At 58.1% G+C, this 25,164-nt stretch carries 22 protein-coding genes and 1 tRNA gene; 17 read left to right on the top strand and 6 right to left on the bottom strand.

Translation table 11 applies throughout. From position 1 onward, the window contains the following. The first annotated feature begins 41 nt into the window (after positions 1 to 41). The 13 genes from selA (at position 42) to H8790_RS09785 (ending at position 13,088) form a co-directional block, all read left to right on the top strand. Complete coding sequence (selA, locus tag H8790_RS09845) at positions 42 to 1,418, top strand: L-seryl-tRNA(Sec) selenium transferase (RefSeq protein ID WP_187332357.1); 1,377 nt, start codon at positions 42 to 44, stop codon at positions 1,416 to 1,418. Next, a complete protein-coding gene (selB, locus tag H8790_RS09840; RefSeq protein WP_187332356.1) occupies positions 1,415 to 3,343 on the top strand; it encodes a selenocysteine-specific translation elongation factor in 1,929 nt (642 codons plus the stop codon). The genes selA and selB overlap by 4 nt, the downstream gene beginning before the upstream one ends. Before the next feature lie 52 nt (positions 3,344 to 3,395). Then, a tRNA-Sec gene (locus H8790_RS09835) sits at positions 3,396 to 3,492 on the top strand. A 54-nt stretch (positions 3,493 to 3,546) separates the two neighbouring features. Further along, entirely contained in the window at positions 3,547 to 4,479 is a 933-nt protein-coding gene (locus tag H8790_RS09830; RefSeq protein WP_187332355.1) for a selenium metabolism-associated LysR family transcriptional regulator, read from the top strand. 462 nt (positions 4,480 to 4,941) lie between these two features. Beyond that, positions 4,942 to 5,358 carry a GrdX family protein gene (locus H8790_RS09825; protein WP_187332354.1) on the top strand — a complete coding sequence of 139 codons (417 nt, stop codon included), beginning with the start codon at positions 4,942 to 4,944 and terminating at the stop codon, positions 5,356 to 5,358. A gap of 27 nt (positions 5,359 to 5,385) precedes the next feature. Next, positions 5,386 to 6,678: a glycine/sarcosine/betaine reductase component B subunit gene (locus tag H8790_RS09820; RefSeq protein WP_187332353.1), complete on the top strand. Its 1,293-nt coding sequence runs from the start codon at positions 5,386 to 5,388 to the stop codon at positions 6,676 to 6,678. A gap of 22 nt (positions 6,679 to 6,700) precedes the next feature. Continuing rightward, the gene (grdB, locus tag H8790_RS09815) at positions 6,701 to 8,005 is read left to right on the top strand and encodes a glycine reductase complex selenoprotein B (protein ID WP_187332352.1); all 1,305 of its coding nucleotides are present in this window, start codon (positions 6,701 to 6,703) and stop codon (positions 8,003 to 8,005) included. A 74-nt stretch (positions 8,006 to 8,079) separates the two neighbouring features. Then, positions 8,080 to 9,021 (top strand): thioredoxin-disulfide reductase, encoded by a 942-nt coding sequence (gene trxB, locus H8790_RS09810; RefSeq protein WP_187332351.1) that lies wholly within the window; start codon positions 8,080 to 8,082, stop codon positions 9,019 to 9,021. A gap of 14 nt (positions 9,022 to 9,035) precedes the next feature. Continuing rightward, positions 9,036 to 9,353, top strand: a complete 318-nt coding sequence (gene trxA / locus H8790_RS09805) for a thioredoxin TrxA (protein WP_187332350.1) — start codon at positions 9,036 to 9,038, stop codon at positions 9,351 to 9,353. A gap of 74 nt (positions 9,354 to 9,427) precedes the next feature. Then, on the top strand, positions 9,428 to 9,904 hold the full coding sequence (gene grdA / locus H8790_RS09800; protein WP_187332349.1) for a glycine/sarcosine/betaine reductase complex selenoprotein A: 477 nt from the start codon (positions 9,428 to 9,430) through the stop codon (positions 9,902 to 9,904). A gap of 170 nt (positions 9,905 to 10,074) precedes the next feature. Next, the gene (gene grdC, locus H8790_RS09795) at positions 10,075 to 11,613 is read left to right on the top strand and encodes a glycine/sarcosine/betaine reductase complex component C subunit beta (protein WP_187332348.1); all 1,539 of its coding nucleotides are present in this window, start codon (positions 10,075 to 10,077) and stop codon (positions 11,611 to 11,613) included. 12 nt (positions 11,614 to 11,625) lie between these two features. After that, positions 11,626 to 12,777, top strand: coding sequence for a glycine/sarcosine/betaine reductase complex component C subunit alpha (gene grdD, locus H8790_RS09790; RefSeq protein ID WP_187332347.1), 1,152 nt, complete (start codon positions 11,626 to 11,628; stop codon positions 12,775 to 12,777). 17 nt (positions 12,778 to 12,794) lie between these two features. Then, positions 12,795 to 13,088: a hypothetical protein gene (locus H8790_RS09785; RefSeq protein ID WP_187332346.1), complete on the top strand. Its 294-nt coding sequence runs from the start codon at positions 12,795 to 12,797 to the stop codon at positions 13,086 to 13,088. A 42-nt stretch (positions 13,089 to 13,130) separates the two neighbouring features. On the opposite strand, the gene H8790_RS09780 is transcribed toward H8790_RS09785, so the two are convergent. Continuing rightward, the gene (locus tag H8790_RS09780; protein WP_187332345.1) at positions 13,131 to 13,691 is read right to left on the bottom strand and encodes a rhomboid family intramembrane serine protease; all 561 of its coding nucleotides are present in this window, start codon (positions 13,689 to 13,691) and stop codon (positions 13,131 to 13,133) included. A 676-nt stretch (positions 13,692 to 14,367) separates the two neighbouring features. Between H8790_RS09780 and H8790_RS09775 the strand changes: the two genes are divergently transcribed. Genes H8790_RS09775 through H8790_RS09765 form a run of 3 tightly spaced genes read left to right on the top strand, consistent with a single transcriptional unit; the run spans position 14,368 to position 19,069 of the window. Continuing rightward, positions 14,368 to 14,919, top strand: a complete 552-nt coding sequence (locus tag H8790_RS09775; protein ID WP_187332344.1) for a hypothetical protein — start codon at positions 14,368 to 14,370, stop codon at positions 14,917 to 14,919. A gap of 20 nt (positions 14,920 to 14,939) precedes the next feature. Beyond that, complete coding sequence (locus tag H8790_RS09770; RefSeq protein ID WP_187332343.1) at positions 14,940 to 16,529, top strand: GH3 domain-containing protein; 1,590 nt, start codon at positions 14,940 to 14,942, stop codon at positions 16,527 to 16,529. Next, entirely contained in the window at positions 16,526 to 19,069 is a 2,544-nt protein-coding gene (locus tag H8790_RS09765; RefSeq protein WP_187332342.1) for an HD domain-containing phosphohydrolase, read from the top strand. Before H8790_RS09770 ends, H8790_RS09765 begins: the two co-directional genes overlap by 4 nt. Before the next feature lie 54 nt (positions 19,070 to 19,123). Here H8790_RS09765 and H8790_RS09760 read toward each other — a convergent pair whose 3' ends face one another. Next, entirely contained in the window at positions 19,124 to 19,909 is a 786-nt protein-coding gene (locus tag H8790_RS09760) for a nucleoside phosphorylase (protein ID WP_187332341.1), read from the bottom strand. 148 nt (positions 19,910 to 20,057) lie between these two features. On the opposite strand from H8790_RS09760, the gene H8790_RS09755 reads away from it, so the two are divergent. Next, complete coding sequence (locus H8790_RS09755; RefSeq protein ID WP_187332340.1) at positions 20,058 to 20,546, top strand: cupin domain-containing protein; 489 nt, start codon at positions 20,058 to 20,060, stop codon at positions 20,544 to 20,546. 53 nt (positions 20,547 to 20,599) lie between these two features. Here H8790_RS09755 and H8790_RS09750 read toward each other — a convergent pair whose 3' ends face one another. The 4 genes from H8790_RS09750 to H8790_RS09735 all read right to left on the bottom strand — a co-directional run bounded on the left by H8790_RS09750 (position 20,600) and on the right by H8790_RS09735 (position 25,162). Beyond that, entirely contained in the window at positions 20,600 to 21,133 is a 534-nt protein-coding gene (locus tag H8790_RS09750) for a hypothetical protein (protein ID WP_187332339.1), read from the bottom strand. A gap of 12 nt (positions 21,134 to 21,145) precedes the next feature. Beyond that, positions 21,146 to 22,978 carry an LTA synthase family protein gene (locus H8790_RS09745; protein ID WP_243208481.1) on the bottom strand — a complete coding sequence of 611 codons (1,833 nt, stop codon included), beginning with the start codon at positions 22,976 to 22,978 and terminating at the stop codon, positions 21,146 to 21,148. Between the two features lie 159 nt (positions 22,979 to 23,137). After that, on the bottom strand, positions 23,138 to 24,067 hold the full coding sequence (locus H8790_RS09740; RefSeq protein ID WP_187332338.1) for a TIGR03943 family putative permease subunit: 930 nt from the start codon (positions 24,065 to 24,067) through the stop codon (positions 23,138 to 23,140). Positions 24,068 to 24,079: 12 nt separating this feature from the next. After that, on the bottom strand, positions 24,080 to 25,162 hold the full coding sequence (locus H8790_RS09735) for a CobW family GTP-binding protein (protein WP_187332337.1): 1,083 nt from the start codon (positions 25,160 to 25,162) through the stop codon (positions 24,080 to 24,082). Positions 25,163 to 25,164 lie beyond the last annotated feature (2 nt).

Here is a 25,164-nt window from a genome sequence, read left to right as displayed (position 1 = left end):
TATAACTAATTTATTGAGTGAATGATTGGAGCGTGGAGAGAATGGAGATCAGGGAGCTGCTGCGCGGAATCCCGAAAGTGGACGAGCTCTTGAAGCTGCCCGCCCTTGAGGAGGCGGAGCTTGCCGCGGCCACGGTGCGGGAGGCGGTGCGGTGCGAGCTGGAGGAGCTGCGCGCCGGAATCCTGAGAGGCGCGGTGGCGGAGTTGCCCGGGAGCGAAGCGCTGTGCGGGAGGATATTAGAGCGCTGCCGCCGCCAGCAGCTGCCGTCGCTGCGGGGCGTGATCAACGGCACGGGAGTGATCCTGCACACCAATTTGGGCAGAGCCTGCCTTTCCCAGCGTGCGGCGGAGGCGGCCTACGACGTGGCCCGGAGCTACTCCACCCTGGAATACGATCTGGAGCGGGGCGGCCGGGGGCTGCGCTACACCCACGTGGAATCGCTGCTGCGCAAGGTCACTGGCGCTGAGGCCGCCATGGTGGTGAACAACAATGCCGCGGCGGTGCTGCTGATTCTCTCGGCCATGGCCTCCGGAGGCGAGGTCATCACCTCCCGGGGGGAGCTGGTGGAGATCGGCGGTTCTTTCCGGGTGCCGGAAATCATGGAGCAGTGCGGCTGCAGGCTCAAAGAGGTGGGCACCACCAACAAGACCCATCTTAAGGACTATGCCGCCGCCATCGATGACAGCACCAGGGCTCTGATGAAGGTGCACACCAGCAACTTTAAAATTCTGGGCTTCACCGAATCCGTGGCCTTGGAGGAGCTGGTGGCCCTGGGACATGAAAACGGCCTGCCGGTGATTGAGGACTTGGGCAGCGGCTCCCTGATGGACCTGGAGCAGTTTGGAATCCACGGAGAGCCCACGGTTCAAAACTCCGTCCGGGCGGGAGTGGATGTGATTTCCTTCTCCGGCGACAAGCTGTTGGGCGGGCCGCAGGCCGGCATCATCATCGGCAGGGCGGGGTACATCGCAAAACTGGCACACCACCCGCTGACCCGGGCCATGCGGGTGGACAAGATGACTTTGGCGGCCCTGGAGGCCACGCTGCGCAGCTATGCCGAGGAGCGCGCCCTGGAGGAGATCCCCACGCTGGCCATGCTGGGCGCGCGGGAGGAGGAGCTGCGCGCAAAGGCGCAGCTGCTCTGCGACGCTTTGGTGAAGGGCGGGGTGGAGGCCCAGGTGGTAGCGGAGCAGTGCCAGGTAGGCGGAGGCTCCGTGCCCGCCCAGCTGCTGCCCACCTTCGCGGTGGCGATCGCCCCGGCCAGGTGCAGCGTGGACGAGCTGGAGCAGGCGCTGCGGCTGCGGGAGCGGCCCATCATCGGACGGATCGCCCACGACCGGTATCTTCTGGACCTGCGCACACTGCGGGAGGAGGACTTCCCCGCGGTGGAAACTGCACTGTTTGAGGTTTTATCATGAAACACATCATTATTGGCACTGCCGGACACGTGGACCACGGCAAGACCCTGCTGGTGAAGGCCCTGACCGGCATCGACACGGACCGGCTTCAGGAGGAGAAAAAACGGGGCATCACCATTGAGCTGGGGTTTGCCCACGTGGAGTTTGACGACGGCACCCAGGCCGGTATCGTGGATGTGCCGGGCCATGAAAAATTCATCAAGAACATGCTGGCCGGCGCCGGCGGCATCGACCTTGCCATGCTGGTGGTGGCCGCCGACGAGGGGTTTATGCCCCAAACGGTGGAGCATCTGGGCATTTTGAGCCTGCTGGGCATCCGTGACGGCCTGGTGGTGATCACCAAGTGCGACATGGTGGAGAGCGAATGGGTGGAGATGATCCGGGAGGATGTGGCCCAGCAGGTGAAGGGCACTTTCCTGGAGGGCAAGCCCGTTCTGGCGGTCTCCGCCTATACCGGAGCGGGCATCCCGGAGCTGAAGGAGCACCTGCACCAGCTGGTGATGAAGGCGTCGGAGAAAAGCATGCGGGTGCCCTTCCGCCTTCCGGTAGACCGGGTGTTCTCCGTGGAGGGGTTCGGCACCGTGGTCACCGGCACGCTGATCGAGGGATGCATCCAGGAGGGGGAGACGGCGGAACTGGTGCCCTCCGGCCTGACGGCCAAGGTGCGAAACCTCCAGGTCCACGGGAAGGATGTGGAAACGGCCTACGCCGGGCAGCGGGTGGCCATCAACCTGGCGGGACTGAAAAAGACGGAGGTTTCCCGGGGAGACACGGTGGCAAAGCCGGGCACAGTCCGCTCCTCGCTGATGATCGACGTCCGGCTCCAGAACCTGCGCAACTCCCAGCGCGTGATCCTCAACGACTCCCAGGTCCATCTCTACCACGGCTCCACGGAGCAGCTGTGCAAAGTGGTGCTGCTGGACCGGGACAAGTTGGAGCCGGGGGAGAGCTGCTATGCCCAGCTGCGCATGACGGAAAGCGTATCCACCAAGGCGGGAGACCGGTTTGTCATCCGGTTTTTCTCCCCCCTGGAGACCATTGGCGGCGGCGTGGTGTTGGACGACACGCCGGTGCGGCACAAGCGCAACCGCCCCGAGGTGCTGGAAGCGTTGGCCATCCGGGAGAGCGGGAGCGGCGGCGAACGGCTGGTGCAGGCGGTGGCCGGGTTCGGCTATGCCCTGCCGGACCGGAAAAAACTGGCGGACAAGCTCTCCTGCAGCCCGGAGGACATGGAGGCCGACCTTCAGGAACTGGTGGGCCGCGGCGAGGTCATCGAGGCTCTGCCGGGCCGCTATCTGGCGGCCTCGGTGCTGGATACGGTGTGGGGCAACTGCCGCGCATTGCTGGAGGGCTACCACAAGGCCAATCCCCTCCACGCAGGCATGCGTCAGGCGGAAGTGCGCCAGAAGCTCTTTAAGTCCACGGAGCAGACGGTGGCCGACGCGGTGCTGGGTGCACTGCGTTCCGAGGGCAAGATCAAAAAGGTGGCTGACCGGTACGCACTGTCGGAGTTCGACATCCACTATACCAAACGGCAGACCGCCATCCGGGAGCGGCTGCTCAAGGTTTACCAGGACGCCGGAGTGGAGACAGCCACGGTGGACGAGGTCATGGCCATGTTCGCCCCCAATGAGAAAAATGATTCCAAGCAGGTGCTGGACAGCGTGCTTTCCGACGGGGAGCTGGTGATGCTCTCCCCCCAGATCTGCTGGAGCAGGGAGACCTATGAGCGGGTGTGCGGAGTGGTCAGCAAACACTTTGAAGACCATGAGACCATCACGCTGGCAGAGCTGCGGGATGCCCTGGGGACCTCCCGCAAGTATGCGCTGGCCGTGCTGGAATATTTTGACCGGAATAAGGTTACAAAGAAAGAGGGAGACTTCCGCCGTCTGGCCCAGGGGTTCGGGCGGGATATGTCGAATTGACGCAAAACATACTTGCCTTGCAGCGGCTGGTGTGTTATACTGAGCGTCGCATGGGAGTAGATGGGTGCTGGTGTGCCCCCCGGTCTTCAAAACCGGTGCAGGTGGTGAAGAGCCGCCCAGGTGGGTTCGATTCCCACATATTCCCGCCAAAAGAGCGCTGCAGCGATGCGGCGCTCTTTTCCTATTGAGAGGAGGGATGGGTATTGGACATCAAGCAGTTAGAGGTATTTGCCGCAGTGGTGGACAGCAACAGTTTTTCCAAGGCGGCGGAGCAGCTGCATCTGACCCAGCCGACGGTCAGCACCCATATCGCCTCGCTGGAAAAAGAGCTGAAAATCAAGCTCATTGTCCGGACCACCAAGGAGATATTCCCCTCCGAGGCGGGAAAACTGCTGTACCAATATGCCCGGCGCATGCTGAAGCTCCGCCGGGAGGCCTTGGAGGCCATCCAGTCCTACTCCAGGGAGATGTGCGGCACCATCCACATCGCAGCCTCCACCATTCCGGGCCAGTATTTCCTGCCCCGGCTGATGCGCAGCTTCCGGGAGGAGTATCCGGACATCCAGTTCGCCATGGAGATCACCGACAGCCAGGAGGTGGCGGCGGCGGTCTCCTCCCGCAGCGTGGAAATCGGCTTCTGCGGCACGTTGCTGGACGCCCCCAAGTGCTCCTTCCAGGAGTTTGCCGACGACCGGCTGGTGCTCATCACGCCCAATACCCGCAAATACCGCCAGTACCAGAAGAAGGGGTTTCCCGTCCGCCGGATCCTGGAGGAGAGCTTCATCAGCCGCGAAAGCGGCAGCGGCACCCGGAAGGAGACGGAACAGTTCCTTCGGGAGATGGGGGTGGACATGACACAGATGAAGATTGCCGTGGAGGTGCGATCCACCGACGACATCAAAAAAATGGTCAGCGAGGGGCTGGGGATCGCCGTGATCTCCAAGACCGCATCGGAGAGCGACTGCCAGTTCGGAAACCTGCTGGCCTTTGACTTTGACAGCGTGAGCCTCCGCCGGAAGCTATACGCGGCGCGGCACAAAAAGGGAATCCTGTCCCCCATTGCCCAGGCCTTCTATGATTATGCCCTGGAGTATTATAAAAAGGGAAATCCTGGGGATGGGAGTACCCGGGCATAGCAGGGGATCTGTTTTCTTGCCATGGACAGGCTGCGCCCTGTACGCCGGGATGAAGATGCTATGGTTTATACTTATTCAAGCCTGCACAGCGATCACCACAACGAATAATAAAGCGCATAGCTGACTGCATGGAAGAGATGAAATGCCTTCATGTAAAGCTGAATGAGATACATATGTTTTCTTGGTATGGACAAATCGAATTGCATTTGGATAGGATTTCCAAATCAACCGACAAAATAGATAACTTCCCTGCAGAAAATTGTGCAGGTATGACAAAAACGCAGAAAAATGCAAAAACCGGATTGAATTTATTTATAAATCCCTCTTTTTGCTTGCCATTTTTTCATTTTCCTGTATGATGGTGATTATAAAGCCGGAGTTTGGGGATTTGACCTGCCGGTAGGCTGAAAAGTAGGATTTTCGGCCCTTTTTTGCGGAAAAGTATGGAAAATGGAGCCTGGTATGAGTTCGGAAAGAGACTATTTGATTTTGACCAACAATCCCCTTGTGGCGCGCTGCATGGACGGACGGTTTACCATCCGGCTGGAGGAGGCGCTGGGCTACCGGGAAATCCTGGTGCTGGCACGGGATATGGTCTATGAAGGGCATACACTCTACACCCACCCTCTTTCCGGCAGCGTCAAGCCCAACGAGACCCCTTATAAGTCCGTGGTGGTCTCCAAGGTCCCTCATGGCTTCTCGGCGGAGCAGGCCGAGATCATGGGCAATGCCATTATAGCCTATGACAAGTTCGCTCCCCGCAACGTGGTCCTGACCGACCAGATCCGGCAGGACTTCCAACTGATCGACTATACCCTGCTGTCGGGTGCTTTGAATTTTGACGCGGCGGCGGGTCTTAGTAAATTTGCTCAACCATAAGGAAAATATAAGAAGGAGGTGTTCTCTTTGAAATTGGAACTGGGCTATATCCAGATGAAAGACATTCAATTTTCAAAGGAATGCAAGGTAGAAAACGGAACGCTTTTCGTGAATGCCGATGAGGTGAAAGCTTTCGTATACGAGGACGACGATGTCAAGGCCTGCGTCAAGAGCGTGGTATTTGACATTGCCAAGCCCGGCGAGAGCGTTCGTATCACCCCGGTCAAGGACGTCATCGAGCCCCGCGTGAAGGTCGAGGGCCCTGGCGGAATCTTCCCCGGAGTCATCGCCAAGGTTGACACCGTCGGCTCCGGCAAGACTCATGTCCTGCGCGGCATGGCTGTGGTCACCGCCGGTAAGATCGTCGGTTTCCAGGAGGGCATCATCGACATGTCCGGCCCCGGCGCCGACTACACCCCGTTCTCCAAGCTGCTGAACCTGGTGCTGGTCTGCGAGCCCGTGGAGGGCGTGCATCAGCACGAGTATGAGCATGCGGTCCGTCTGGTGGGCCTGCGCGCCGCCACCTTCATCGGTGAACTGGGCCGCGACCTGGTCCCCGACGAGGTCAAGACCTTTGAGACCTACGGCATCAAGGAGGGAATCGAGAAGTTCCCCAACCTGCCCCGCGTGGCCTATGTCCATATGCTCCAGAGCCAGGGCCTGCTGCATGACACTTATGTCTACGGCGTGGACGCCAAGCGCTCCCTGACCACGATCCTCAACCCCACTGAGACCATGGACGGCGCCATCATCTCCGGCAACTGCGTGTCCGCCTGCGACAAGAACACCACCTACCACCACCTGAACAACCCCGTGGTGGCCGAGTTGTTCGAAGAGCACGGCAAGAGCCTCAACTATGTCTGCAACATCATCACCAACGAGAACGTCTACCTGGCTGACAAGCAGCGCTCCTCCGACTGGACGGCCAAGCTGTGCCGCCTGCTGGATCTGGACGGCGCCATCGTCTCCCAGGAGGGCTTCGGCAACCCCGATACCGACCTGATCATGAACACCAAGAAGATCGAGCTGCAGGGCGTCAAGACCACCATCATCACCGACGAGTATGCCGGCCAGGATGGCAAGTCCCAGTCCCTGGCGGACGCCGATCCTCTGGCCGACGCTGTGGTCACCGGCGGCAACGCCAACCAGGTCATTGTCCTGCCCAAGATGGACAAGGTCATCGGCACGCTGGACTATGTGGATAAGATCGCCGGCGGTCATGCCGGTTCCCTGCGTCCCGACGGTTCCATCGAGGCGGAGCTGCAGGTCATCACCGGCGCTACCAACGAGATGGGCTTCAACTGCCTGAGCGCAAGATAAGGGAAGGAGGACTTAGAGAACAATGAGTTATCGTGTAGTACACTATATCAACCAGTTCTTCGCCAACATCGGCGGCGAGGAAATGGCTCATGTGCCCCCCGAGCTGCGGGAGGGCTTTGTAGGCCCCGGCATGGCCTTCAACCAGGCCTGGAAGGGTGAGGCCGAGATCGTCCAGACCATCGTCTGCGGCGACTCCTATTTCGCTGAGCACGAGAAGGATGCCAAGGCGCAGGTCCTGGAGTGGGTCAAGGCTGCCAAGCCCGACCTCTTTATCGCGGGCCCCGCGTTCAACGCCGGCCGTTACGGCTATGCCTGCGCCAATGTTTGCCAGGCTGTCCAGGATGAGCTGGGTATCCCTGTCCTGACCGGTATGTATGAGGAAAACCCCGGCGCCGATCTGAAGGACAAGGTCCTGGTCGTCGCCACCACCAACAGCGCCGCCGGCATGCGCAAGGCCGCCCCCGTGATGGCCAAGCTGGCGATGAAGCTGATGAAGGGTGAAGAGTTGGGCGCCTCCTGCGAGGACGGCTATATGCCCAACGGTATCCGCCGTAACTTCTTTGAGAAGGACCGCGGTGCAAAGCGCGCTGTCAAGATGCTGATCAACAAGCTCTCCGACAAGCCCTTCACCACCGAGTATCCCATGCCCTCTTTCGACCGCGTGGCCCCCAATAAGGCCATTAAGGATCTGAGCAAGGCCACCATTGCCCTGTGCACCTCCGGCGGTATCGTCCCCAAGGGCAACCCCGATCACATTGAGTCCTCTTCCGCCTCCCACTATGGCGAGTACAACATCGCCGGCGTGCAGGATCTGACCGAGGCCACCTATGAGACCGCCCACGGCGGCTACGACCCGGTCTATGCCAACGAGGATCCCGACCGCGTCCTGCCTGTGGATGTGCTGCGCGAGTTTGAGCGCGAGGGCAAGATCGGCAAGCTGCACGACTTCTTCTACACCACCGTCGGCAACGGGACCGCTGTTGCCTCCGCCAAGGCCTTTGCTGCTGAGTACGCGCAGAAGCTCCTGTCCGCAGGAGTGGATGCCGTCATCATGACCTCCACCTGAGGCACCTGCACGCGTTGCGGTGCAACGATGGTAAAAGAGATTGAGCGCGCTGGCATCCCCGTGGTGCATATGTGCACAGTTACCCCCATCTCCATGACGGTCGGCGCCAACAGAATTGTCCCGACCATTGCAATCCCCCATCCCCTGGGCAACCCCGCACTGACCAAGGAAGAGGAGTACGCCCTGCGTAAAAAGCTGGTTTCCCGCGCCCTGGAGGCTCTGACCACCGAGGTGGAGGACCAGACCATCTTCGAGGTCTGATTTTGAATGAAGATGCTCCCACGGTGCCCAAAAGGTGCCGTGGGAGAGCATCCTTAAATTAGGAGCGTAAAAGAATGAGCAAAATCTACGATGTTATTGTTCTGGGCGCCGGCCCTGCCGGCCTTGCCGCCGGCCTTTACGCCGGACGCAGCCGTCTGGATACCCTGATTATTGAAAAGGGCCAGGACGGCGGTCAGATCGCCATCACCAACGAGATCGAAAACTACCCCGGCCAGATTCTGGAGGGCGAAAGCGGCCCCAGCCTGATTGCCCGCATGACCGAGCAGGCCAAGAAGTTTGGTGCTGAGCGCGTCAGCGACGTGATCAAGAGCGTGGAGTTGGACGGCGATGTGAAGAAGCTGGTAGGCAATAAAGGCGAATACCTTGCCAAGGCCGTGATCATTGCCACCGGCGCATTCCCCCGCCCCATCGGCTGCAAAAATGAGGCCCAGTATGTGGGCAAGGGCATCTCCTTCTGTGCCACCTGCGACGCCGCGTTCTTTGAGGACTTTGAGGTCTACGTTGTGGGCGGCGGCGACGCTGCCGTGGAAGAGGCCATGTATCTGACCAAGTTCGCCCGCAAGGTGACCATCATCCACCGCCGCGACGAGCTGCGCGCCGCCAAGTCCATTCAGGAGAAGGCGTTCAAGAATCCCAAGCTGAACTTCATGTGGGACACCGTGGTGGACGAGGTGGATGGCGACGAGATCCTCTCCAAGATGATCGTCAAGAACACCAAGACCGGCGAACTGACCACCGTGGAGGCAGATCCCGAGGACGGCATGTTCGGCCTCTTCGGCTTCATCGGCCTGCTGCCCAACTCCAAGCTGTTCGATGGCATCATCGACATGGAGAACGGTTACATCAAAACCGACGACAACATGCACACCAACCTCCCCGGCGTCTATGCCGCCGGTGACATCCGTGTGAAGAGCCTGCGTCAGGTTGTCACAGCTGCCGCTGACGGCGCCATCGCCGCCATGCAGGCTGAACACTATATCGCAAATCTGAAGTAAGGAGACTGAGAGTTATGCTGGAAGTTGATAAGAATACTTTTGAGGCCGAAGTGCTTCAGGCCAGCGGTAAGGTCTTGGTGGACTTCTACGGCGACGGCTGCGTGCCCTGCGCTGCCCTGATGCCCCACGTCCACGGCTTTGCCGAGACCTACGGCGATAAGCTGAAGTTCTGCGCCCTGAACACCACCAAGGCGCGCCGCCTGGCCATCGGCCAGAAGATCCTGGGCCTGCCCGTCATCGCCATCTATGAAAACGGCGCGATGATCGATTCCTGTGTCAAGGACGACGCTACCCCCGAGAACGTCGAGGCCATGATCAAGCGCCACATCTAAGTGATGGCGCAACCAAGCGGTAGAACGCTGCTGAGCAGCTTTCTATAAATTCATTGCAAAGGAGGAAAAGAGACATGAGCATTTTAGCTGGCAAAAAGGTCATCATCATCGGTGACCGCGACGGCATTCCCGGTCAGGCCATCGAGGCTTGCGCTGTGAGCGCTGGAGCTGAGGTCGTGTTTTCCTCGACGGAGTGCTTCGTCTGAACCGCCGCTGGTGCAATGGATCTGGAAAATCAGAAGCGAGTCAAGGAGTTCGCTGAGCAGTATGGCCCTGAGAACGTTGTCGTTCTGTTGGGTGCTGCTGAGGGCGAGGCTTCCGGCTTGGCTGCTGAGACGGTCACCAATGGTGACCCGACTTATGCCGGTCCGTTGACAGGAGTCCAGTTGGGACTCACGGTTTACCACGTGTGCGAGCCTGAAGTGAAGGCTGAGTTTGACGAGGCGGTCTACGAGGAGCAGGTCTCCATGATGGAGATGGTTCTGGATGTGGATGATATCATCAGCGAGATGAGCGCCATTCGCGATCAGTACTGCAAGTATTTGGGCTAATGACTGAGCTTGGGGGCGGCGGCTTCAGCCGCCGCCTCTGTCCGTCTTTTAGGCGCATTCTGCGTCGATGTGGATGATCGCAGAAGGCCGCACTCGTAGGACGCAGCACTGCTGCAATGATCCATGGCGATGAACTACATTTTTGAAAATGCAGAGAGGACGATTTTCTTATGAAGAGTGTTATCAAAGGCGCGGGCTATATCCTGGTACATACGCCCGACATGGTGATTCACAATGGCACCACCCAAACCACCGAACGCATCGTCAATCCCGACGGTGACTACCTCAAGGAACTGCCCAGCCACATCCGCAGCTTTGAGCAGACCCTGAGCTATTGGCCCAACCAGGTCTACATCGGCAACAAGACCCCCGAGGACCTGGCGGGTGTGGAGCAGCCCTGGCATGACAAGACCTGCGACGTCAGCGAGCGCTATGGCAAGTTCGGCCAGATCATGCCCCAGGAGGAGTTCCTGCTTCTAATGCAGGCCTGCGACGTCTTTGACCTGGTGAAGATGGATAAGGACTTTGTGGCTGAGCATAAGGCCGCCCTGGCTGCCAATCCCCTGATCGACGAGACCATTATGGCCCGCATCAACGACGGCGTAGATGGCGCCGAGGTTGCCCGCCTGGTGGCCGAGGAGCACTCCGAGGGCCTCTACCATCACGACAAGCTGGTGGGCTGCGTCAACCGCGCCCACGACATCGACGTGAACCTGTCCGCCCATGTGATGCACGAAAACATTGTCTCCAAGGCATCTTCCGTGCTGGCCCTGCTGTCTGCCGTGAAGAACGCCGGAATCAGCAAGGATGAGGTGGAGTACGTCATTGACTGCTGCGAAGAGGCCTGCGGCGATATGAACCAGCGCGGCGGCGGCAACTTTGCCAAGGCTGCTGCTGAGATTGCTGGACTGAGCTGCGCCACCGGTTCTGACGCCCGCGGATTCTGCGCCGGTCCTTCCCACGCTATGATTGAGGCTGCCGCTCTGGTGGAGTCCGGCGCCTATAAGACCGTCATCGTCACCGCTGGCGGCTGCACCGCCAAGTTGGGCATGAACGGCAAGGACCACGTGAAGAAGGGCCTGCCCATCCTGGAGGACATGGTGGGCGGATTCGCCGTCGTGGTCACCCAGAATGACGGCGTGAACCCTGAGATCAACCTGGAAATCCTGGGCCGCCACACGGTGGGCACCGGATCCGCTCCTCAGGCTGTCATCGGCTCCCTGGTCACTGAGCCGCTGGAGCGCGCCGGCCTGAAGGTCACTGACATCGACAAGTTCTCCCCCGAGATGCAGAACCCCGACATCACCAAGCCCGCCGGCGCTGGTGACGTGCCTCTGGCCAACTACAAGATGATCGCTGCTCTGGCTGTCAAGCGGGGCGACATCGCCAAGACGGACCTGGCCAAGTTCACCGTCGAGCACGGCCTCACCGGCTGGGCTCCCACCCAGGGCCACATCCCCTCTGGCGTTCCTTACATCGGCTTTGCCCGTGAGGATATCCTGGCCGGCGCCATCCAGCGTGTGATGATCATCGGCAAGGGGTCTTTGTTCCTGGGCCGCATGACCAACCTCTTTGACGGCGTCTCCTTTGTAATTCAGAAGAACTCCGGCGAGGGCGACAATGCCGGCGTCAGTGAGGAAGAGGTCAAGGGCATGATTGCCAAGGCCATGAAGGAGTTTGCCGCCACTTTGATGGCTCAGGCCGAATAAGGGAGGCAAAGCATGAGTAATTTGGAAAAAACCATTGCCAAGGCATTCTTGGAGATGGCTGAGGGCCTGGAAAACGGTTCCTACGGCGTCCGCCCCAAGATTGCCCTGACCGGCATGGGCAGCGAGCATGGCGAGGAAAACGCCATGGCCGCCGCCAAGATGGCTGCCGCCCGCGGTGTGGATGTGTACTACATCGGCACTCTGGAGGCGGAAGGCGTCACCACCGTCAAAGTGGCGGATGAGGACGAGGGCCACAAGAAGATGGAGCAGATGGTGGAAAACCACGAGGTGGACGGCGCGGTCACCATGCATTTCCCGTTCCCCATCGGTGTTTCCACCGTGGGCCGGGTCGTTACCCCTGCCAAGGGCAAGGAGATGTTTGTGGCCAACACCACTGGTACCTCCAGCGCCGACCGCATTGAGGGTATGATCAAAAATGCCGTTTACGGCATCATCGCGGCCAAGGCATCCGGCGTCCAGAATCCCACCGTGGGCATCCTGAATGTGGACGGCGCCCGCCAGACCGAGATGGCCCTTAAGCAGCTGCAGGAGGGCGGCTATGAGTTCCAGTTCGCAAACTCCGCACGGGCCGACGGCGGCGCTGTCATGCGCGGCAACGATGTGCTGCAGGGTACACCCGACGTCATGGTCACCGATTCTTTGACCGGCAACGTGCTGATCAAGATGCTCTCCGCCTACACCACCGGCGGCAGCTTTGAAGCCACGGGATACGGCTACGGCCCCGGCATCGGAAAGGGCTACGAAAAGCTGATCCTCATCATCTCCCGCGCTTCCGGCGCACCCTTGATTGCCAACGCTCTGGAATTTGCCGCCCAGCTGGTGCGGGGCAAGGTGTTCCAGGTTGCGGCCGAGGAGTTTGCCAAGGCAGAAAAAGCGGGATTGAGCAAAATCCTGGAGGCCCGCAAGGCTGCGGCCAAGCCTGCTGCTGAGGAGGAAGAGGTCAAGGCGCCTCCCGCAGAACCTGTCACCGCCAGCATCCCTGGCATCGAGGTCATGGATCTGGAGGACGCCGTGAAAGCCCTGTGGAAGGCCGGCATTTATGCTGAGTCCGGCATGGGCTGCACCGGTCCCCTGGTAATGATGAGTGAGGCCAACCATGCCAAGGCCCTGGAGATTCTCCAGAAGGCCGGATATGTGGGCTAAAAGAAGGAAGCGAGCATATGAAAGTCAACGACGTCATTGAAAAATGCGAAAAGGATTTGACCACCGAGGAGCTCATTGACCTGGTGGCTAACCACAATCGGCAGGTCGACCTGATCTTTGCCGAGAAAAAGAGCGACGAGGACGGCTATCTCAGCTGGGATGCTGAGAACTGGACCTCTGTGGACGGCAAGCGGTTCATCCGTAGCTATTCTCTGGAGGGCCGGGTTCTGTCCGACTACTCCGGTTACAACAAGTACGACATGAAGGGGTACTTTGAGCCGGAGAAGGCCAAAGAGGTTCGCCTGAACTGAGCAAAAAGAGCGCGCGGATGGTTCCGCGCGCTCTTTTTTGTTTTATTTTTTTGGCCGCAGGGCCAGGCCGGCTCCGCCGCCGATGACGCCGCCCAGGATATGGGTCAGATGAGACACATTGTCCTGCTGGGTGATGCCCTCATAGATTTGGCCACCCAAGTAGATGACTGCAATCACAATCAGGGTCAAAGGGACTCCATCCCGCCCACTCCCGGTGACAGAGGAGAGCAGGATGAAGGCAAACACCACTCCAGAGGCACCTAACAAAGCCGTTCCGGGGAAGAAAAGGACCTCCGTCAGCCCGGTGACCAGGGCGGTAATGGCGATGACCGCTGCAACGCGGCGGCTTCCGTATTTCTCCTCCAGCATGGGGCCGGTAAGCAGCAGCAGAACCATATTCCCGCTGTAGTGGGCCCAATTGGCATGTCCCAATACATGGCCAAAGAGGCGGAAGTAAAAAAGAGGATCCGCCAGGGAACTGCGGTATACGCTGAACAGGTACGCGTTGGTCCAGCCGGCGGTAAGCCGATTCAAAAGGAGCGCTGCCATGGAGAGCAGTGCAAAGGTCAGCACCACTGGGGAATTGTATCGGATTTTTCGCATGTTCATCACCTCAGGACGTGATTTGGCAAAGACAAAATGAGATTAGCTACAATATATCAGATATTATAGTTAATATATTACACAAAATGGACACTGTATGCCTATCTGGCTGCACGACTTGTCCTCTTGTAAGAGCCCGGAAGACTGATGGAGAATGGATATCGGAGCTCGAACAGGAGGGCAATTCTTGTTCAAAGGGGTTTGGATGCCATGCCGACAATTTGATGGGGAGAATGTGAAATGATTGGGATATCCTTTAGCAGTCGGGGTCGAGACATATGTGCTTATTATAAGGCAAAGCCTAAATTGCTGTCAAATTTTTGAAATTGAATCATTAGTCAAAATGCTTTGGAATGGCAAAGAATTCAGGATGTCGTCAAAATTACCAAACAATTTGAAACAGAAAAGGTGGCTTATAAATTGATTTGAAAAAAATACCAAATTAGAAAATAGTGACGCCCAACTCTTGGGGAACAGGAAGAAAAGGATTCCCATATCTTGTGATTGGTCAAGTTATCGTCCGATTTGTGAAAATTCACCGTGTGATATTTGTTGAACTCGCACAAAATTTATCATATAATATATATAATTGGTATACATAATATGAATTAGTAGATTCTTGGAAGTTGCAGAGATGACCCGCTTACACCGGAAGTGGGGAAGAGGAGGAAAGGATATGATCCTGCTTGGCACGTTGGGATTTGCCTTCTTCTTCCTCAGTGACTGGAACGATCTGCACCGGGGTGACAAGCGCCTTTGCTGGCTGTTTCCAGCCGGGGCGGTTCTCTTTTGCACAGCGGTTGCGGCAGGGAGCCGTTTCGGAGCGGCGCCGCTTACCGGGGCCTGGCGAATCGTGGCTGCTGCCGCGGTGCTTGCATTTTTGGCGCTGGAAGCCTACTCGCTGTTTTTTGCTCTGCCGGCCGGCGCCTCTTACGGCGAGCCGGGTGCAAAGCGGGCTGCGCTGACCGGGGGCGTTTATGCGCTCTGCCGCCATCCCGGCGTTTTGTGGATGATCGGATTGCTGTTCTGTCTGTGGCTTTCCTGCGGCTTACCGCTTTTGTGTGTGGCGGTGTACAGCCTGCTGGATGTGCTTTTGGTGGTTTACGAGGACCGGTGTGTGTTTCCGGTGCTGCTGGAAGGATATGATGCGTATCAGAAAAGGACGCCTTTTTTGGTGCCCTCCGCTGACAGCATCCGAGCGTTTCTGGCGCCTAACAAAGGAGATTAAGAGAAAAAGGGGTGTGTCCCATGAAGTTTCAGGAGCGGTTGAAAAAATGCAGTAAGGAGCAGCTTTGGCGGGAATACTGCGGCTTTTTGGACATGTCCGTGGACGAGTATATGTACACCCAGCGCCGATTGATGGAGGAGCAGCTTCGGGTGTGGTCCAACAGCCCCCTGGGGCGGAAGCTGTTAGACGGCAAGAAACCAGGCAGCATTGAGGAGCTGCGGGACACGATGCCCCTCACTACCTATGCGGACTACGCCGATGTGCTGCTGCCCCGGCGGTCGGACATGCTCTGCAGTGAACCCGCGGTCTGGATCCAAACCACCTGGGAGGGAGGCCTGCGGCCCATCAAGCTGGCACCCTACACCAGAGGGATGCTGGACTGCTACCGCCACAACCTGCTGTCGGTGATGATGATGGCCACCAGCAGGAGGAAAGGCGATTTTGATTTGAAGCGGGGTGACCGCATCCTGTACGGGGGCGCGCCGCTGCCCTATGCCACGGGGCTGATGCCGTCTCTATTTGACGAGGACATTGAATTTACTTGGCTGCCCGATTCCAACGCCCACTCCGACCTGAGCTTCAGCCAGCGGATCAAGAAGGGGTTCTCCATGGCCATGAGCGGCGGCGTGGATTTCTTTTTTGGGATCGGCAGCGTGGCCAACTATATTACAGAGAGCTTTGGAAAAGGCGGCAGCGGCGGAAAGCTGAACATCTCCGTCAAACACGCCCTGCGCTATGTCAGGGCCAAATACATCAGCCACAGGGACGGGCGCAGCGTGGTGCCCGGGGATATTTTCCACCTGAAGGCCCTCTTCTATGCCGGGACGGACGCACGCTGTTACCGGGACCGCCTGAGCGCGGCCTGGGGGACGGTTCCCCTGGAACTGGCTGCCGGAACCGAGTCCACCTGCCTGGGCGCTGAGACGTGGGAGCGCAATGGGATGGTGTTCTTTCCGGACGCCTGCTTCTATGAGTTCATCCCCGAGGAGGAGATGCGCAGGAACCGGGCGGATGAGACCTATCAGCCCAGGACCTGCCTGATGGACGAGGTGTGCGCGGGGGAAACCTACGAGCTGGTGATCAGTGTACTCCACGGCGGCGCGTTTATGCGCTACCGGATCGGCGACACCTACCACTGCCTTCGGGGCGGAAAGGGCGAACTGCCCCGTTTTTCCTTTGTGGACCGGGTTCCCGACGTGATCGACATTGCGGGATTCACCCGGATTACGGCCTCCTCTGTGGAAGAGGTGATCCATCTGTCCAAGCTGGGGATCGGCGACTGGGTGATGAAAAAGGAGTTTGACGCCCAGGGCAACCCCTTTTTGCACATGTATGTGGAGATCACGCCGGAGGCTCAGGTGGACGATGTGACGACGCGTCAGGTTCTGACCGAGCATCTCACGGTCTATTTTAAATATTTTGACAGCGACTACAGCGATTTGAAAAAGCTGCTGAACATGGAGCCTCTTCAGATTACCATCCTGAAGTACGGAACCATTTCCGGTTATGAACAGCAGACCGGGCACAAGCTCTACCGCATCAATCCGGGTATGCTGGATATCACCGGCCTGCTGAAGTACCAGGCGCAGGTATGGGAGGATCACATATGATGACGCACTCCATCCCGTATCTTTTTGTGAACACCATTGCGCTGAGCTGTTTTGCGCTGATGTTCACAACGTTTCTGGCGGCGAAGAAGACGCCGGAAATCCGTGCCTTCATGGCGGTGTTGGCAGGCAGCATCCTGTGGTCCGGCGGCGCCATCCTCATGCGGCTGCAAATGTGGCCCGGCATGGAATTTTGGTACTACGTTTCCATTGTATCCCTCTTTTCCCTGGAGTGGCTATTCTATCTTTTTGTCCATAACTTCTCCCGCCAGAGGGGAAAGTTTATGCTGATCCTCTGGACTGTGCTGACCATCGCCATCTGGCCCGGGACCATCAGCGGCTTTTACCTGGCCCCGCCCACCCCGACAGTGACGGCCAGCGGCGGCACTGTGTTTACCTACAGCACAAACTGGCACATCCTGATTCCCTGCGTGCTGTTCGTGGCCATCATCATCTCCACGCTGCAGCTGCTGTTCCAGATCATCCGGGAACAGGGCATCCACTCCCCGGGCATCCGGGTCATTGTGATCGGCGGGCTGGTGATGCTGGTGGGTAACTTGATGCAGATCGGCATCCCAGGCAACACCTTCCCCTATGACGCACTGGCCGGAATCTGCTTTGCCTGTTTGCTGATGTCCGCCCTCTACAAGCGGAGGATGTTCCGCATGACGCTGGTGATCTCCCGCAGCCTTTTGATGATCGTGCTGGTTGTCATCTGTGTGTTGGCGAGCATTTATGTGATTGCCCCTCTGGAACAGTTTTTAACCACGTCCATCGGCATGGCTGTCAGCAGCGCCACCACGGTGGTTGCCATCTTCTTTGCGCTGATCTTGTCCATGTCCTATCTGCTGACCAAGCGGCTGATTGACTCCATCTTTACTCGTGAGGAGCAGCAGAACAAGCTGCTCAAACAGTTTACCGCCGACGCCACCCAGACGCTGGATACCGGCGAGATCATGGCCAAGCTTGCGAATGCGATCCGTGAGGAAATCCCCATCGAACAGGTTTACATCTGCCTGGCGGAGAAAGACCACTTTGCCGCCCGGTACTGCTCCAGCCCTCTGGCGTCGCTGTCCTTTACCATCTCCCGGACCAGCCCCCAGATCAGCTACTTGAGGGATCAGGAGCCCTACCTCATCATGTCGGAATTCCGAAGCAACCCCCTCTATCTGTCGGTATGGGAGGAGGAGAAGGACCTCTTCCGGAGGCTGAACATCGACTGCGTGTTTGCCATGCGGGACGGCAAGGATATTGTGGGGCTCATATTGCTGGCAGCCTCTGACCGCAACCGGAGTTTCAGTTATGTGGAGATCAGCTTTCTGGAGACCATCAGCTCAGTGGCCTCCATTGCCATGAAAAACGCGGGGCTCTATGAGAAGATGTTTCGGGAGGCCAGGATTGACAGCCTGACCAATGTGTTCAACTACCGCTATTTTGTGGAAAAGGTGGCAGAGCAGTTCAACGCCTGCAAGGGCGACTGCATCTCGCTGATGTTCTTGGACATCGACGATTTTAAGCTCTATAACCAGCTCTACGGTGTGGCAGAGGGGGATGCGGCACTGCGTGCCGTTGCCTCGGTGATCTCGCAATGCACTGGCGAGAGGGGGATGGTGTTCCGCACCAGCGGAAAGGTATTTGCCGCGCTGCTGCCCCGCACCGATGCCCGGACTGCCGAAACCATGGCGCGGGAGATGCAAAGCCGCATCGCTCAGGTCAACCGGGACAACCAGAAAAAAGCCATTACTGTCAGCGTCGGCATCTGTGCCGCCCCCTACGCGGCAGCCACCGCCAAGGAACTGCGGGACAATGTGGACATGGCGGTTTACAGCGCAAAGCGCAGCGGGAAAAACCGGATTTCCGTGTTCCGCGGTGCAAAGGCGCTGCCGCAGAAGCTGACGGAGCGGACCAACGCAGTTGTGGAACAGATCGAGCGGGAGGACAACAACGTCTACCGCAACGCCCTGTCCATGATTTCGGCGCTGACTGCCGCAATTGACGCCAAGGACCACTACACCTACGACCACAGCAAGAACGTGGCCTATTACGCGGCCATGCTGGCCACTGCCGCCGGCTTCAATGACGAGCAGGTGCGGATGATCTACTCGGCGGGACTGCTCCACGACATCGGTAAGATCAGCATTCCTGAGGATATCCTCAACAAAAAGGGTAAGCTCAGCGATGAGGAATTCCGGGTCATGCAGTCCCATGTCAACAACTCCATTGAGATGATCCGCCATCTTCCGGATATGGACTATCTGATCCCGGCCGCCATCGGGCATCATGAGCGGTGGGATGGGCGCGGGTATCCCCGGGGCATTGCGGGCAAGCAGATTCCGGTCTCCGCCCGCTGCCTGGCCATTGCCGACGTGTTCGACGCCATGACCACGGACCGGCCTTACCGCAGCGGCCTGCCCACGGAGTATGCGCTCCAGCAGATCGAGCAGGGGGCTGGGACACAGTTTGACCCGGACCTGGCCAGAATTTTCGTCAGCCTGGTACGGGAAAAGGAAATCCCCGTTGCATGCCGCAGCAGGGTGGAATAAGAAATAACGGCCCGGAGCTGCCTGCTCCGGGCCGTTTCTTTTATCATGGAGCGCTTATCCCCGCTGCTGATGGAAGCGGTAAAAAGTCTCCAGGGCGATTTGAATCTCCTGCTCCCAGGCATCCACCAGCTTTTGGTTGCCGGATTCCGGCGTGCCGTCTGCATAGTAGAGCTCGCTGGTCTTCAGGTTTGCAGAGCAGCCGTAGATGGCGGCGGCGCGGCAGCCCTTGCGGTGGGCCACGGTGAATACGCCGGAGGCCTCCATCTCCAGATTGATGCAGCCATAGCTCACCAGACGGTCGATGAATTCCGGCGTCTCCCCATAGAAGGAGTCGTCGGTGGAGCCGATGCCATAGTGGACGGAGGTTTCAGACAGCTCACGGGCCGTGGAGAGAAGCAGGGCCGTCAGGTCAAAGTCCGGGACGGCGGGGAAGGAGTCCGGGACAAAAAAGCGGGAAGTGCCCTCATTTTTCATAGAGCCGGTGCTGACGATCAGGTCTCCCACCCGGATCCCTTCCTGGATGGCGGCGGTAGAGCCGATGCGGATGAACACTTTTGCGCCGGCGTTGCACAGCTCCTCCGTGGCAATGGCGGCGGAAGGGCAGCCCATGCCGGTGGAGGTGACGCTCACGGTGAGGCCCTTATAGGTTCCGGTGAAGGTGCGGTGCTCCCGGTTGTTGGCCACCAGCTTGGCGTCTTTCAGGTACTTGGCTGTGCGGTCGCAGCGGGCGGGATCACCGGGCAGCAGCACATACTCCCCCACGTCGCCGGGGGCAAGGCAGGTCAGATATTGACGGATGTTTTGACCGGTGATAGCGCTTTTATCCACAGGATTGCTCATTGATATCCTCTCCTTTTTATAAATGGGCCGCTGGGCGGCTTAAACCCATTATACTATGAAGCGCTATTTAGTCAATCATGGAAACAATTGACGAATGCAGGGGATTCATGGTATGGTGAGGGCAGGTCAACGAAAGTGAGGAATCATCATGCTGAACGCAGAAGAGATTGTCAAACGCCTGAAGTTAGAGCCCCTGGACCGGGAGGGCGGCATGTATCGCAGCACTTATACCTGTGAAAAAACCGCGGATGGCGAGCCCATCGGAAGCGCCATTTACTACTTTTTGACAGAGCGCTCCTTCTCCCACCTCCACAAGCTGACCGGAGATGAGGTATACCACTTCTATCTGGGCGACCCGGTGGAACTGGTGGAGCTGCTGCCCGACGGGAGGCAGCGCATCACCCGGTTGGGAACTGACCTGGAGCAGGGCCAGACGCCCCAGCACCTGGTGTGTGCCGGCACCTGGCAGGGCTCCCATCTGCTGCCGGGCGGCAAATTTGCCCTGCTTGGCACCACCATGGCCCCCGGTTTTACCCCGGAGTGCTATGAGCATGGGGTGAAGGAGGAGCTGATGCGCCGATATCCGGAGGCAAAAAGTTGGATTGAGCAGCTGACTGGAGAGGCAGTGGCGTTTTAAACATCAAAAAGAAGGCCCGGATTCTTCTGAATCCGGGCCTTCTTTTTTCTTTTTTAGCGGCGAAACAGCCAGCTTCGGACGCGGAGGCGGTAGATGACGGAAAACCGCCCCAAAGCGATATCCAGGAGAAAAAAGGTGAGGTTGGCCGTGACAAGGAACATCATAATCAGGGGCAGAGAATACTGGGAAACCTCCTCCCAGGCGCCGGGGGCGCGGAAGAGGAACAGGAGACAGCCGTACATACCGGCTATGGCGGCGTTGCAGATCAGTAGTTTGGCAAGGAAGCGGGGTGCGGCATGGCGGATGCGGTTCAGCCGGGGCTGCAGGATGGGATAAAAGCCAAAGAAGACAAAAAACAGGGAGACCTCCAAATCCGGAACCAGCAGCATCGACAGTACACTGACCGCCGCATAGACGGTCAGGCCGGTTTGAGTTCCATACTCCAAGTGGATGGGGAGCAGGACCAGCATGGCCAAAATAGGGCAGCAGAATGTGGCAAGAGGCACAATGCCGCCCAACAGCAGAATCACGACAGACAGGGCTGTCAGCATACCGCACAGCGCGATCCTGCGGCTTCGCTCTCGCATGTGATTCTCCTTTCAGCTGACCTTTTTATCCTTCAGCTTATAATAACTCCAATTGAGATATTTGGAGATCAGCTCCATCTGCTCCGGAGAGGAGGTAACTGTGCCGTCTATGGTCTCATACACGCCGTTTTGCATGACAGGCACCTGGCGGCGCAGTTCATTGAGATAGGAAAACCAGGCCGATTCGTCGCCACGGCCAGTCAGCTCCAGCAGCACCGCACCCAGGTAGCAGGCGCTGAGCTGCCCGTCCGCGGGCAGGGACAGGGAATCCAACTCGACTTCCGCCGCAGCGGCGTCGTTGCACCAAATGAGATAGGGGGTTTCATAAGAGGTGAAGTTTTCCGCCGAGTCGTCCGCCATGGGGAGGCCCAGCTCCCGGTAGCAGAGACGGTCATCCCCCAGATACGGCAGATGGTCCCCAAAGAAGACCAGGACCACGGGCTCATCGGAAGCGGAAAAATGGTCTGTCAGCTTTTTCAGCATGGCGTCGGCGTCCCGCAACCCCTCGATATACACGCTCAGAAGCGTCTGCGCCTCCTCGGAGAGGGGCAGGTCCACCGGCACAGCGGGATAGGGGCCGCTTTCCCCGTACTTGTCGGCGGTGTAGGACATGTGGTTCTGGATGGTGACGGCATAGTCAAACAAGGTCTGATCGTTATTCACCGCCTCATCAAATTTCAAGATAATGTTCTCAGCCACCGTATCGTCCGTGACCCATCGGCCCCGGCTGACGCTGTCCACAAAGTCGGCGCTGAAGAGGATCTCGTCGGCACCCAGCCAGCGGTAGACATTCTGCCGGTTATAGAACCAGGCGTCGCCGGGGTGCATGAAGACCGTATGGTACCCGTCGGCGCCAAAGACACGGAAGATGCTGTCCAGGTTCCGGTTGAAGGAGCGGAAGGCGGAGGTGGTGTGCAGGTTGTTGGTCTGCATGCCGGTGGCCACATCGAACTCCGTGTTGGCGGTGCCGCCGGCATAGCCGGGAACCACTACCTTGCCGGAAACGGCATTTTCCCCCCCGCACAGCGCGTTGAACGTCTTCAGGGGATCCTCCTCCTCACTGTACTGGAAGACATCGTAGTTGGTCAGGTCGGAAAAGGCCTCGTTCATCACCACAATGACGTGAACGTCTTTTCCCCCGCCGGCAGTGTCCCCCGTCTCCCAGGCGGCGGCTTGGGCTTTGCTGTAGCCCTCTGGCTTTTGTACCTGGTAGGTGGAGAAGTGGTAACAGAAGTAGTAGGGGAAGCCCAGCTCATTGCTGACGCTGGTCAAATAATAGGGGTTGGTGACGGAAAAGGAGTTGTAGAGGTTGGAGGAGCTGTACAAAAACCGGATGCTCAGCAGCAGGGCCAGGACACTCACTGCAAATCCCGCGAGCCGCACCAGATACTGGCGGGCAGGGGCCTTTGTGGGAAAAAAGATGCCCAGGGCCACCATGATCGCTCCAAAAGCCACCACGCAGCCAATCAGCATCCAGGGCAGGCGAAGGTCGTAATTGCCCGCCGCGTCCGCCGCCTCCTTCAAAAGGCCGAAATCCCGGGGAACCAACGGCTCGTCCCGGATTTGGATTTTCACGCGGTTGGCCACCGACATCAGCGCGGTGACAAAGCCCACCAGGCCGGTGGCATAAAAGGCGTTCCGCAGCAGGCAGGTGAAGGCCAGTATCAGCAGAAACAGGGGCAGGTAGTTGAGAAGCAGCAGCACGGGCTGCCTCATAAGCATGGATTTGATCATCGCCATGGTGCTGACCGGATGCATCCAGAGCACCAGGCCTGTGGCCAGGCCGGAGAGCAGCACGACCAAAAAGAATGTGGGTAAATACCCAATTTGTCGTTTCAAGTTCAAAAAAGTCTGCACCTTCCATCCATTGTTGAATAGACCTATTATACCTGATTGAAGGGAAATTGCAAGTTGGGCCGCTGGATAGGCAATGCGCAAAAAAATACGTTTCGCTGTAAAAACCACAACGAAACGTATTTTTACGACTTTATTCTACAAATGGTATTAGAATGTGACGACTTCTTCCTCTGGCTTTTCACAGGGCGCCACAGCCATGGCATAGAGAACCGGCCCCATGCCCCGGTAGGCTTTGTGCTTCTCCGCCTTCACCTGGGCGGTTAGCTCGATCCAATCCCTGTTTTCATAGGCATTGAGGGAGTCGCCCTTGCATACAATCCCAAGGAAGGTTACGTCCTTTTCACAGCAGACCATGGCAAAACGGCCGGGCACTGAAACGCCCTTGAGCTTTTTGGAATGGCACATCATGGCCTTAAGGTGGACCGTTTTTCCATCGTACCGCTCCGGATGATCCATCACGTCCACGTACCATACGCCAAAATCATCATCCGGGATGTCGATGACCTCCTGGCTCAGGTCAAAGGGGCACTCGTCGCCGGTCAGGTAGTCCTCGCTGCTGCCGTCCACATTTTCGAGATAGATGTCCGCCCGGCGGTTCACCATGCGCAGGTTCCGCCTGCGCAGCGAGGCGCGCAGCTCCTCCGTGCAGCGGTTGAAAACGATCATGTCCGCGTTGGTGATCTTCTCCATCATCAGCTGTCCCATATTTTTTGCGTACACCTCAAATGTGGCAGCGTCAATAAAGGTCATGATCTGATACAAAATCCAATTGGCCGGAAGGATGTCCCGATACAGCGTCTCCATGGGCCACATTCCATTGTATTCAATCATCACCTGACGGGGGGCGTATTTTTTTTCGCACTCCTTTAGAAAAGAACAGGTCAGTTCCTCCTGCTCCTCCACCGTGACGACCGTGACATTGTCCAGGGCCGCCTTCTCATACTCCTCCTCGCCCTCTTCGCAGCAGATGAGCAGCGTGCGGTCCTCCCGGGCAAAGCCATCTTCCAACGTGCCGTTGATAAATCTCGTTTTGCCGGCATCCAGAAAGCCGGCGACCAGGTAAACAGGAATGTCCATTGTGATCCCCTATCAGATTCCAAAGAGTTCGGCAAGCTTTGCCTCATTCAGCTCCGAGCCGATGACACAAAGCCGGCCGGTATATTCCGCCGAGCCATAGCGGACCTGCTGTTCCTCCGGCACGTGATCAAAGTGAATCCAGCGGCCGTCAGGGGTGGGGACAATTCCCTTTGCCCGCAGGACCTTGCCGTAGTTGCCAGAATCCAGGGCCGTCAGAATCTGCCCCACCTCTCCTTCGGTGAACTGCCTGGGCGTCTCGCGGCCCCAGCTGGTGAACACCTCGTCGGCGTGATGATGGTGGTGATCGTGGCTGCAGCACTCGTGATCGTGGTGATCGTGGCCGTCGTGGTCCTGACAGTGATGGTCATGCTCGTGATGATGTTCATCATGCCCGTCATAGTCATGGCCGCAGCACTCGTGGTCATGGTGCTCGTGATCACAGCACTCGTGTTCCTCTTCATGGAGATGCTCCTCCAAAAGATCGTGGAAGGACTGGGAGCCCTTTTCCACCGCCTTGAGGATCTGGGCGCCGTCCAACTGATCCCAGGGCGTGGTGATGATGGTGGCGTCGGGGTTATGCTGGCGCAGCAGTTCCACGGCGGCCTCCACCTTTTCGGGGGAGGCTTTCTGGGTGCGGCTGAGGACGATGGTGCCGGCACTCTCCACCTGGTTGTTGAAGAACTCGCCGAAGTTTTTCATATAGACCTTGCACTTGGTCACATCCGCCACGGTCACATAGCTGTTGAGCTTCAGCTCCGGGTCCTTTGCAGCTACTTGCTCCACTGCGCGGATCACGTCGGAGAGCTTGCCCACGCCGGAGGGCTCAATGAGAATCCGGTCGGGGGTGAACTGCTTCTGCACATCCTCCAGCGCCTGGCCAAAATCTCCCACCAGTGAGCAGCAGATGCAGCCAGAGGACATTTCGGAGATCTGGACTCCGGAATCCTTCAAAAATCCGCCGTCGATGCTGATCTCGCCGAATTCATTCTCAATCAGCACCAGCTTTTCGCCCTGATAGGCCTCTTTCAGCAGCTTTTTGATGAAAGTGGTCTTTCCAGCACCAAGAAAACCGGAGATAATATCTATTTTTGTCATGT

This window comes from Oscillibacter hominis, from assembly GCF_014334055.1.
GTDB lineage: Bacteria > Bacillota > Clostridia > Oscillospirales > Oscillospiraceae > Oscillibacter > Oscillibacter hominis.
Note: the sequence above shows the minus strand (reverse complement) of the source record. Positions and strands in the feature narration are given on the sequence as shown.